This is a genomic window from Okeania sp. SIO3I5, from assembly GCF_010672085.1.
Lineage (GTDB): Bacteria > Cyanobacteriota > Cyanobacteriia > Cyanobacteriales > Microcoleaceae > Trichodesmium.
In genome coordinates this window covers 20,632-32,349 of sequence record NZ_JAAHHT010000096.1, presented here as the reverse complement: position 1 = coordinate 32,349, position 11,718 = coordinate 20,632, and the positions used below count along the sequence as shown (strand labels likewise).

Below are 11,718 nucleotides of genomic sequence, written 5' to 3'. Positions count from 1 at the left end.
CCAACATCCTGACTCCTAAGACTTTTTCAGCAAATCCTAATAATTAATTATTAATAATTAATTATTAATTATTTAACTATTCCCTATCCTTACAGTTAGTAATTTTTTAGCAAACCCTAAATAAATAGTATAACTAGAAGAAAACTGCTTCTTTACTCAATATTCTATCGAGAAACTAAGCAGTTTTCTCCCCAACTTCTTTGTCTGGTTTGCCAAGCATATTAAATTGCGATTAATAAGCGGTTATTTATCTTGATTAAATCAGGACTGCTTTTCCAATTCTGATTTCATTCTTTCTAAAGTTATATTCATTTGATCGAACATTTGTTGAGGAGTAATACCGAATTGATTTAACTGAGTTTTGAGTTGTTCCATAGTCATTTGAGCCATGAAATCTTCTGATAATTCAAATCGTTTCATAAAAATCCGGTATCGATCCATCATAGCTTCCATTTGCTCAATATACATCTTTTTACCTTCTCGGTCGAACTTACCATAAGCACTTCCTAGGTTAATTAAGGATTGATAATCCTCAAATAATTTTTTAGCTTCTTGTTGAACTACTTCTGAATCAAAGAACCCCATAGCTTTCCTTTTTTACAATCTAAAATTATATTAACTAAATTTTTACCGAATAATTAATAATTATTAATTATTAATTATTAATTATTCAGGTTAAAAGCCTCCCCTTAAAAGGGGAAAAAAATAAATTTTTTCCTTCTTGGTCAATCCTCTCCCTTTTAGGGAGAGGTAATTATCCATTATCCATTATCCATTAATGAAAGGCTTCCAGTTTATACCACATTTGACAGTTATAATATCAATCTGAGGTAGTAATTAGGTAGTACCATTACTTACTTTAAGTATAACATTAATTTTTCCCTAACTCTTGCTTAAGAATAGTGTGGAAATACCCATATCTTAGTTCGTCAAACCCGAAATTATATACCTATTAGTACCTTACATATCAGCCAGATACTTTTTTTATTTTTTTAATCTGATCAGGCTTTCCAAGCAGGTTCCTATAGTTAAATTTATAGCAAATTTATACATATAGCAATCCTATAGCAATTCTAAATAGGTTGTGACAAATTAAAAAGTAAATAAAAAAACTGAAACTCTTACCTTTTCCCAGTTAAGTGTTCCCTGTTACCTAAAAGCGATTAAAATCTTGTACAGAACTCAAATAGGATTGCTATATTTAAGTTGTCATATTTTGGTAGCAGTTAGAAGTCATAATTCAGGATTCAGGAATCATAATTTTCAAGGTTTTCAGTTGAAATTAACTATTATAAAAATTGTCACAACCAATGAGCAGATTGCTATAGATACTTCTATTAAAATCGTCTGCAAAACTAGAAAAACTATTAATATATTTTCATATCTCTGCTCAATTTACTACCTAGCAAAAAACTCAATTCGACCAAGAGAAGAAAAAAATTATTTTTAAGCCAATCCTCTTATTTATAACAGTGTCATTTCATTCTATATTTTAGCAATGAATTTATTGATTTTAAGACAGGGAAATATAGGTTTATTCACACTTGAAATAACGTGGCTTCGTCAATACATAAAATCACAGTTTAGAATGAAATAGCCCTGTATTTATAATAATTAATAATTATTAATTATTTAACAGTCGCTTCTCTTTCTAACAACAAAGTTACAGGACCATCATTCTCAATTTCAACTTGCATCATTGCTCCAAAAATACCAGTTTCTACCTTTAAACCACTCAACTTGAATTGCTCTACAAATAGCTGATAAAGTTGTTTAGCAACATCAGGAGATGCAGAATTATCAAAAGATGGGCGACGACCTTTACGACAGTCTCCATAGAGAGTAAATTGACTAACTATTAACAATTCACCATCTATATCTTTGACAGATTTTTCCCAACGGTTATTATCACTATCTGGATCGGGAAATAAACGCATATCTAAACATTTACGCACCATCCAATCTATTTCTGCTTCTGTATCATTTTTGGCAATACCGACAAGCAAATTTAATCCTTTGCCAATTTTACCGACAATTTCTCCATTTACTTTTACCTGAGAAAAATTAACTCTTTGGATAATAACTCGCATTTCAGTTATAGCGCTAGGGAATAGGGAATAGGGAATAGGGAATAGGAAATAGTAAACTGTCAAAGGGTTCTAGGATTTAGAAATTTCCTAATCTTTGCTTCGACTCCTATATCAGCTTTTAGGGTTCAGCACCCAGCTTTCAAATATTTGAAAGCTGAGTGCTGAGTGCTATATTTTTTAGCAATTAATTATTAATTATTAATTATTAATTACTAACACATTCTTCTAATTGCGATCGCAACTTTTCATGGTCTAAATTCTGACCAATCAAAACCAATTGATTTTTCTGATTACCTTTCCACTCATCGTCATTAATACTAAACCGCTTACCACTTAAATGAAATATATGTCTTAAAGAGCTTTCTTGAAACCATAAAATACCCTTAGCTCGGAAGACATTTGCAGGTAATTTATTATCCAAAAAATCTTGGAATTTCTTAAGAGAAAGAGGCTGATCGCTTTGAAAAGAAACAGAAGTAAATCCATCATTTTCTAAGTGGTCAGAATGATGGTGATGATGGTCATGATTATGGTCGTGATGGTGATGATGTTCATGGTCATGTTCATGGTCATGTTCATGTTCATGGTCATGTTTATGAGCTTCTATTTCTTCAAAATACTTATCCGATTCAAATAAACCCACACTCATAATTAACGGTAAAGCTACTTGCGATTGCCTAGATCTAATAATCCTAGCATCTTTTTTAACATCCTTAATTTTCACTTCCAATAAATCTAAATCAGCTTCATTTACCAAGTCAGTTTTATTCAACAAAATAATATCACCATAGACAATTTGACTATATGCTGCTTGACTATTAAATAAATCGAGACTATAGTTAGCAGCATCTACCAAAGTAATAATTGAATCTAGGCGAGTCATATCTCGTAACTCAGTTCCTAAAAAAGTTAAAGCTACTGGCAATGGGTCAGCTAAACCAGTAGTTTCTACTACCATATAATCAAGTTTTTCTGGTCTTTCTAAAACTTGATAAACTGCATTTACCAAATCATCATTAATAGTACAGCAAACACAACCATTACTAAGTTCCACCATTGTGTCATCTGCATCAGTAGAAACAATTAACTCATTATCAATGCCAATTTCTCCAAATTCATTTACCAAAACAGCAGTTTTCACACCCTGTTGATTTTGCAATATATGGTTAAGTAAAGTAGTTTTTCCACTCCCCAGAAAACCCGTAATTATTGTTACTGGTAAACCATGTTTTGGCATATCTATATTTGAGGTATCTAACTGAGTAGTTGTTGATTGCATAGTCTTACTTTAAAATTAGGTTAATCTGGATTGTTGATTGGTATTAATGATAATTAATAATTAATAATTAATAATTAATAATTACCTCTAGTTAAAACTGAGAGGATTGAATCAAGCAGGGAAGTCTTATTTTTTTTCTTGGTCGATTGGATATGGCGTTTAACTAACCCAAAACTTTCCTACGGAATGCTACCGCAAACGTTAACGCTGCGCGACATGAAAAGCCTTCGCGGCTCTACATTCTTCGTGTTTCCTCGCCATCCCACCCTTCGGGAAGCTCCGCTTTTCATGTCGGATCTTAGCCGAAACGACCGCTTTTTATCCTTACAAAGAAGGCTTTTAAAATTCTAGAGATTAATTATCAACTATCCATTATCAATTATCCATTATCCATTATCAATTAATGAATTTCTAGCTAGGCCAGTAGAATTATTATAGTAGTAACTTCAATACTTCCAAATGAAGAAAAAACTAAATTAATCAGTAGGTAAGTAAAATTGTTTGTATCTTTACTACTCAGATATATTTATGGTTTTAGGCAGTGGGAAAGATAGGTCGGAGGATAGGGAAAAAACAAAAATATTCACCATGTCAGTCATACCACATTAATATTAATCACTGAATTTGCTCTATTAGAGACTGAATGTATCAGGAAATATTATAATTAGGAGATAGGGAAGACTTAACTGGGAAGACTTAACTGGGAAGACTTAACTGGGAATAGGGAATAGGGAATAGGGAATAGGTATGGGGGTCTGAAGAAATCAAGACAAGTATTGAAGAGTTAAAATAAAGGGAACATATATACCTTTCCACCTAATCAATCTACCAAATTTCAATCTTTTGAAGTACCTTTTACTTTTAGATTTTAGTCACTCAACAACTCTCTTAAGACTTATTTTACAAACAGTTTCTTAGTCAGTCAGTGTAGATTATTTTCACACTTAATATTTCCTCCCACTTTCCATACTTTTTGAACCAATCAGAAGTAGCAAAGTTTTTTATACTTAATATTACAATTAGAACTTATACCGATTTTATGGATTTTTGCTACAAATATTTGGACTGTTTCTAGTAGTCAATAGTCGTAGGGGCGATTCCCGTTTGCGGAGTATGACCTAGGAAATCACCCCTACTTTTATTATCATTTTTTGCTATAAAACAATCTATTCTAGGAGCTATCATCAATTAGAAGTTACAAGCTTTGTCAGTCAAGGTTTTTAGAGTCAGGAGTCTTTTAAGGACAGAAAATCAAAACTCTTGCCACATAATACTTTCAGATTTAATTGATGACACGCCCTAAAGGGGAGAAGTAATTATTAATTATTCATTATTCATTAATGAACCCCTATTCCCTATTGCCTGACTTCTGCAAGAAGTCTAAAGAATTATTGGCTCAAAGATTGGCCTACTGAGCTGCAAAGATGGTCCAAGTAAATCCAATAATTGATCGACCACCTGCTTCCAAGTAAAATCTTGGACTACCCATTGAGGGCCTGCTTTACGGGCCTTTTCCCTGAATAAAGTTTTTTCAATTATTGTTTGCATTAACTCAATTAAATGCTCTTGTTCTGGTAGGACAAACTGGAGGGTTTCTCCATCTTTGGTATGGTTAGTCTGGAGTTGACTATCAATTGCTAAAGCAAAGTCAGGATTAGTAAAATCATCTGTGGGGCCACCTCTTGTACATATTACTGGTAAACCGCAGGCCGCTGCTTCCAATACTGGCAAATTAAATCCTTCTGCTAAATAAGGAGATACATAAGCATCGGCAACTTGATAAAGTTGGGCAAGCTCCAGAAACGAAAGAGTTTGACCAAAATAAATAATTCTAGACTGTATTTTTTCCATCTCTGCATCAGTAAGTGCAATTTTGCCAGCTTTGACAATAGAATCTTTAGAAGGAAAAATAGCATCCCTACCTTTAAGGATGAGTTTAGTATCTGGATAACGCTCAACAATAGTAGCAAATGCTTTGAGTAAACGCCCCACTCCTTGACTACTGTTGCACATCAACCCCACGTTGAGAAACACAAAACAATTATCAATACCTAATTTTTGGCGCAGAGTATTTCTCTCATCTATTGGTAAAGGATGATAAATATTTGGGTTAACACCCAGAGGCACAACCGCGACCCGACTTTCCTCAGCGCCACTGCGAATAAAACCCTCTTTTGACCAGTGGGAGGGAGTAATAATAATTGTATCTGATCGAGCATGAGCTTCTGCAAAGGAATTTATACCCATTCCTTGAATAATAGATTTAGTGACAATACCCCACTCAGTACAAGCAAAAATTGCCGTTCGGTTAGCTGTTGAAGAATTAAGATTAAACGGAGCATACATCCGTAATGTGGCATCTGCTGATTGTTGTGGGGATGGGTTCGGGATGTTGCGTAATGCTGTTTCTGCATCTTGGGGAAATAAATCTGTGACGGATTGCCAATTTTTACTAATATAAGGCATATCCTGATGGTAAATTTGCAGTTGGGGACGCTTGAGCATTTCTAATAGTTGGAATTGATTGGCGATCGCGTAAGAGTGGGGTAAAAAACGCCAACCTTCAATGATTATATGCAATGGGGTATTAGTCCTAAATATTTGGGTGTATAAATAGTAAGTTAAGATGTGATTTTTTCTATATAGTTTCCTCTCTCAATAAAGGGGAAATCAAATCGTTATTACACTATTAGTAATTTTATGGATATTGTTTTAAATTTTACCTTGAAAGGCTAGGTTTAAATAAATAGCTTGAAATAAAAATGTTAACATAAATAAATAAGACCTCGCTCTTAAGGGGATGCTTTATCAATATCTTTATTAACATAAAACTTGACAAAAGAAAGAAGTTATGTATTTAGGATTCAATGGATATTCTGGGAGGTTCATTAATGGATAATGGATAATTACCTCTCCCTTTTAGGGAGAGGATTGGCTAAAAGGAAAATATTTATTTTTTTCCCCTTTATTGGGAAGGCTTTAAACCTGAATTATTTAATTATTAATTATTTCGGTAAACGTATTTAATTAGAGGCTTTTCTCCCCTCACTTCTTTATCTCTCTATCTCCCCATCAGACAAAGGTTTTAATATTTCCCAATCGGGGATAGCTCTTATACCAATTACCAAAAGTATTGCTATACTTGGGTGGAACTTCAATTATTAAGTAATTAACACATTTCGGAATGACTTTTTCGATAATTATTAGCGAGTTAGTATTAATTATTCTTATGTTTACTTCTCCCCCATTCCTCTACTCCCCTACTTATGAAAATGTAGAGAAGTTTTTTAGAAATGGTATTAATGGCGGGGTTTAAATAATCATTTATCATTTTTTTCTGGGTGCGACTGCTAGACTTAAATAGTGTAGTTTATTGGTTAACTTTCTAATAAGTTATCTCGAACTTACTGTTAATTTAGGTTGGTTATATTCCTAATAAATCTATACCAATTCACTTTCAGGATGTCACAAATAGTTTCAAAGTTTAAATATCAAATAATTGCCTGAAACTGTAGGGAAGTGTCAAAGTTTTTAGCCGCTAAAATCTGCCATTCTGAATTCTCAATTCTCAATTCAGTCTTGGTATGAAAGCTATGCTTTATCAATATCTTTCTTAACATAAAACTTGGGCATTAGTGAGAAGTTATGTGTAAGTCGTTTGAGAGGCTTTTTCATCAGAAAAGTGTATTGAATTAGACGTTTTTTTGAAGATTCTTACGGACCATTCTCCCCATCCTTCCCATCTTCCCCATAAGGTTTTCAGGAGTTCCTTATAAGGGATAGGTATTAAGGGCGGGGTTTAAATAATCATTTATCATTTTTTTCTGGGTGCGACTGCTAGACTTAAATAGTGTAGTTTATTGGTTAACTTTGTAATAAGTTATCTCGAACTTACTGTTAATTTAGGTTGGTTATATTCCTAATAAATCTATACCAATTCACTTTCAGGATGTCACAAATAGTTTCAAAGTTTAAATGTCAAATAATTGCCTGAAACTGTAGGGAAGTGTCAAAGTTTTTAGCCGCTAAAATCTGCCATTCTGAATTCTCAATTCTCAATTCTAAATTCTCAATTCAGTGAAACTATATAGATACATTTGCGATAGGTTATTTAGGATTATTGGAAAAAGTTATCAATTTTAGCTAATGAAGAACTGTAGAGGAGTTTCCATGAATCAGAAAAAAGAATACACAATTATGATTGTGGATGATCAAGAACTGAATCTTCAATTCATGTCGAATTTATTAAAAATATCTGGCTTTAATGTCATCGTAGCAGAGGATGGAGAAATGGCACTTGAAAAGCTGAAAAATGAATTGCCAGATTTAATTTTATTAGATGTACTAATGCCCGGAATTAATGGTTTTGAAATTTGTCGCCGTTTGCAGTCTTCAGAAAAAACTAAAAATATTCCAGTTATTTTTATCACTTCTATTTCTGAATCTCAGAATAAAATCAGAGGTCTAAAATTGGGAGCAGTAGACTATATTATTAAACCTTTTAAGGAAGAAGAACTTTTAGCAAGAATTAGTATACATATACGTTTACAAGAGGAGATTAAAGAACGGACTAAAGCAGAAATTGAATTGCAAAAAGCTAAGGTTGAATTAGAAGAAAAGGTAAAGGAAAGAACTAGGAAACTTTCTCAATATTTAGCAGCTCTACAAGAGATTCAAATTCAACTAATTAAAAGTGAGCAAATGTCTAGTATTGGTGAATTGATTACTGGTATTGCCCATGAACTTAATAATCCGGTTAGTATAGTGGTGGGAAATATTGCTTTAGCTGAAACATATCTCCAAGGAATTATTAATCATATCAAACTATATCAAAAGGAATTTCCTAACCATGGTTCAATAATTGAAAAAGCTGCAGAAAAAATGGATATAGATTTTATGATTGAAGAACTACCTAAAATGTTATCTTCTATCAAATCAGCTAGCGATCGGATTAGGGAAACCAGTGTATCATTGCGGAGTTTTGCTAGGGCGGATAGTATGTCTAAAATTCCTTTTGATATTAATGATGCTATAGAGAATAACCTAAAAATTTTACAGCATAGATTGAAAGCTAATAATCAACGTCCAGAGATTAAAATTGTCAAAAACTATGGAGATTTACCTAAGATTAATTGTTATCCCCATGCCTTAAATCAAGTATTGATGAATTTGTTAGTAAATGCCATTAACTCTTTGGAAGAATTTAATTATAAAAAAAATCGAACTTATCAGGAAATTTTGCAAAATCCTAATCGTATTAACATTACTACTTTAGTTATTGAATCCTATGAAGTAGAAATTATCATAGCTGATAATGGACTAGGAATTTTAGCACATCTAAAAGATAAACTTTCTCAAGCTTTTGAAGGTATCAAACCTACTAATAAAAAAAATAGTCTAGGTTTGTCTATGAATTACTTAATTGTAGTAGATAAGCATAGAGGAAAATTAAAATGTAATTCTCTTCCTAAACAAGGAACGGAGTTTGTCATTAAGTTGCCAATTTAAAGAAAAAAAACAATTATAACAATTTTATATAACTTCATAATTATTTTTAGTATCTATAGCAATCAGGAATCAGATGTGAGAATTGAGGTGTTCCTTTGCTAATTTTTCTTCTCTAAATCTACTATACAAAAATTTTAAAAGGAAAATTAAAATATTCTGAAATTTTCTAATTAAAGATATCTGATCGAGGATAATAATAACTGAATAATTTTTCTATATTATTTGGAATTTGATAAATGAATTTAATAAGTAAGACCATAAATATTTCACAAATAGTTTGATATCTATACCAGTGAAATAATTACTGGAAATTGATGTAATACTAAATAAAAAAAAAGAATGATACATCAATATAGTTGTAGCAGTGAGTGGCCACTTGCCCTGAAAGTGAATACTCTAGTATCAATTAATGAAATTGCTATGAAATTTTACTTTTGATTGTCTTAAGTGCATCTTACATTCTGAGGTTATATCAAATCCGCTTGCTTTGTAGTGCCATAGTAAATCAAAAAAGTTTACTGTTCTACCCAAAGCTAATAGTTAAAACCTGCAAAATATAACGACAATAAAAAATAGATATCTCCAATAATAAAAAATCAAATTAATTATTTTCCCCTACTCCAGTACGGGTAATTCGCGAATCGCCCCTACTCCCTACTACCTCTTTTCTGGAGAGGTCTAATAATTACCGAAAAATTTTGGTTTAAAGTCTCCCCTTGGATAGGGGATAATAAATAAAAATTTTCATGATTAGTCAATCCTATCGGTTTCAAGGAGAGGTAATTATTAATTATTAATTATTCATTATTAATTGTTGAACTAGATGTTTAATAATTACCTAAATAAATTAACACTATTACCTATAAGAAAATGATTACTCATTGCATGATTCCAGTGGTAAAGTCTGCCCGAGACTACCAAGCATATAGGATTAGTCCGAATGATAATAATAGATTAGCAATTATTTTCAGCCCTGCCAATGCCAATGCTTCTTTAACTGTATGTTTAGAAGTTTTTGATGTAGGAGGAAAAACACCTTTACATCAACATCATTTCGCTGTAGAAATGTTTTTTATTCTCAAAGGAGAAGGCGTCGCAATGTGTGATGGAAAATCTATTAATATTTGTGCTGGTGATAGTATTCTTATGCCTCCAACAGGTAATCATATTATAGAAAATACTGGTTCAACTCGTCTTTATGCCTTATGTATTATGGTGCCAAATGAAGATTTTGCAGAACTAATTCGGAGTGGAACACCAGTAGATTTAGATGAAGAAGATATGCAAGTTTTGACTACCTCACATTTTGGCAAATATTGAAGAAGAAGGAAGGGGGAAGAAGGCAGAATTAAACAGCTACTGAAAAACTCAATCTTGGGTTCTCTGACTGCCAAGATGAAAATCAAGTTTTTCGACTATATCTACTTTATTAGTTAGCTTGAAAAAAAAGGAAGACAGAAGTGGAAAGACCGCAGTGGGAGGAATTAAACAATTACTGAAAAATTCCGATTTAGAGTTCTCCGACTGCCAAGATGAAAATCAAATTTTTTGACTATATCTACTTTATTAGTTAGCTTGAAAAAAAAGGAAGACCGACCTGAAAAGACAGCAGTGGGAGGAATTAAACAATTAGGGAAAACTTCCGAAGTGGGAGGAATTAAACAATTACTGAAAATTTCGATTTTTGCTTTTCTTATCTGCCAAGATAAAAATCAAATTTTTCTACTATATCTATTTAATTAGCTAGATTGAGAAAAAAGGAATACAGAAGTGGAAAGACCGCAGTGGGAGGAATTAAACAATTACTGAAAAATTCCGATGTTGGCTTTTCTGACTGCCAAGATAAAAATCAAATTTTTCTACTATATCTACTTAATTAGTTAGCTTGAGAAAAAAGAAAAACCGACGTGGGAAGACCGCAGTGGGAGGAATTAAACAATTACTGAAAACTTCCGATGTTGGCTTTTCTGACTGCCAAGATAAAAATCAAATTTTTCTACTATATCCACTTAATTAGTTAGCTTGAGAAAAAAGGAAAACCGACGCGGGAAGACCGCAGTGGGAGGAATTAAACAATGAGGAAAAACTTCCGATGTTGGCTTTTCTGACTGCCAAGATGAAAATCAAATTTTTCTACTATATCTACTTAATTAGTTAGCTTGAGAAAAAAGGAAAACCGACGCGGGAAGACCGCAGTGGGAGGAATTAAACAATGAGGAAAAACTTCCGATGTTGGCTTTTCTGACTGCCAAGATGAAAATCAAATTTTTCTACTATATCTACTTAATTAGTTAGCTTGAGAAAAAAGGAAAACCGACGTGGAAAGACTGAAGTGGCAAGAATTAAACAATGAGGAAAAACTTCCGATGTTGGCTTTTATGACTGTCAAGATGAAAATCAAATTTTTCGACTATATCTACTTAATTAGTTAGCTTGAAAAAAAGGAAGACAGAAGTGGGAAGACCGCAGTGGGAGGAATTAAACAATTACTGAAAAATTCCGATTTTTGGCTTTTATGACTGTCAAGATGAAAATCAAATTTTTCGACTATATCTACTTAATTAGTTAGCTTGAAAAAAAGGAAGACAGAAGTGGGAAGACCGCAGTGGGAGGAATTAAACAATTACTGAAAAATTCCGATTTTTGGCTTTTCTTATCTGCCAAGATGAAAATCAAATTTTTCGACTATATCTACTTAATTAGCTAGCTTGAGAAAAAAGGAAAACCGACGTGGGAAGACCGAAACAGGAAGAATTAAACAATTACTGAAAAATTCCGATTTTGGCTTTTCTTATCTGTCAAGATGAAAATCAAATTTTTCGACTATATCTACTTAATTAG

Annotated in this window: 7 protein-coding genes; 3 read left to right on the top strand and 4 right to left on the bottom strand. The window is 32.5% G+C overall.

Annotated elements, in window-relative coordinates; genetic code table 11:
• Positions 1-261 precede the first annotated feature (261 nt).
• From F6K40_RS20930 to F6K40_RS20915, 4 genes are all read right to left on the bottom strand, one after another.
• On the bottom strand, positions 262-585 hold the full coding sequence (locus tag F6K40_RS20930) for a DUF1825 family protein (protein WP_293139038.1): 324 nt from the start codon (positions 583-585) through the stop codon (positions 262-264).
• Between the two features lie 1,043 nt (positions 586-1,628).
• Complete coding sequence (gene dtd, locus F6K40_RS20925) at positions 1,629-2,090, bottom strand: D-aminoacyl-tRNA deacylase (RefSeq protein WP_293139037.1); 462 nt, start codon at positions 2,088-2,090, stop codon at positions 1,629-1,631.
• Positions 2,091-2,295: 205 nt separating this feature from the next.
• Entirely contained in the window at positions 2,296-3,369 is a 1,074-nt protein-coding gene (locus F6K40_RS20920) for a CobW family GTP-binding protein (RefSeq protein WP_293139036.1), read from the bottom strand.
• Positions 3,370-4,749: 1,380 nt separating this feature from the next.
• Positions 4,750-5,949 carry a glycosyltransferase gene (locus F6K40_RS20915; protein WP_293139035.1) on the bottom strand — a complete coding sequence of 400 codons (1,200 nt, stop codon included), beginning with the start codon at positions 5,947-5,949 and terminating at the stop codon, positions 4,750-4,752.
• 1,590 nt (positions 5,950-7,539) lie between these two features.
• On the opposite strand from F6K40_RS20915, the gene F6K40_RS20910 reads away from it, so the two are divergent.
• The 3 genes from F6K40_RS20910 to F6K40_RS20900 all read left to right on the top strand — a co-directional run bounded on the left by F6K40_RS20910 (position 7,540) and on the right by F6K40_RS20900 (position 10,620).
• On the top strand, positions 7,540-8,877 hold the full coding sequence (locus F6K40_RS20910) for a response regulator (RefSeq protein ID WP_293139034.1): 1,338 nt from the start codon (positions 7,540-7,542) through the stop codon (positions 8,875-8,877).
• An 870-nt stretch (positions 8,878-9,747) separates the two neighbouring features.
• On the top strand, positions 9,748-10,197 hold the full coding sequence (locus F6K40_RS20905) for a cupin domain-containing protein (RefSeq protein WP_293139033.1): 450 nt from the start codon (positions 9,748-9,750) through the stop codon (positions 10,195-10,197).
• 228 nt (positions 10,198-10,425) lie between these two features.
• A complete protein-coding gene (locus F6K40_RS20900) occupies positions 10,426-10,620 on the top strand; it encodes a hypothetical protein (protein ID WP_293139032.1) in 195 nt (64 codons plus the stop codon).
• The last annotated feature ends 1,098 nt before the right edge of the window (positions 10,621-11,718 follow it).

What these genes read in the sequence shown, in the direction of transcription:
- F6K40_RS20930 (WP_293139038.1), bottom strand. Translation starts at nt 585, where the DNA reads ATGGGGTTCTTTGATTCAGAAGTAGTTCAACAAGAAGCTAAAAAATTA.
- dtd (WP_293139037.1), bottom strand. Translation starts at nt 2,090, where the DNA reads ATGCGAGTTATTATCCAAAGAGTTAATTTTTCTCAGGTAAAAGTAAAT.
- F6K40_RS20920 (WP_293139036.1), bottom strand. Translation starts at nt 3,369, where the DNA reads ATGCAATCAACAACTACTCAGTTAGATACCTCAAATATAGATATGCCA.
- F6K40_RS20910 (WP_293139034.1), top strand. Translation starts at nt 7,540, where the DNA reads ATGAATCAGAAAAAAGAATACACAATTATGATTGTGGATGATCAAGAA.
- F6K40_RS20905 (WP_293139033.1), top strand. Translation starts at nt 9,748, where the DNA reads ATGATTACTCATTGCATGATTCCAGTGGTAAAGTCTGCCCGAGACTAC.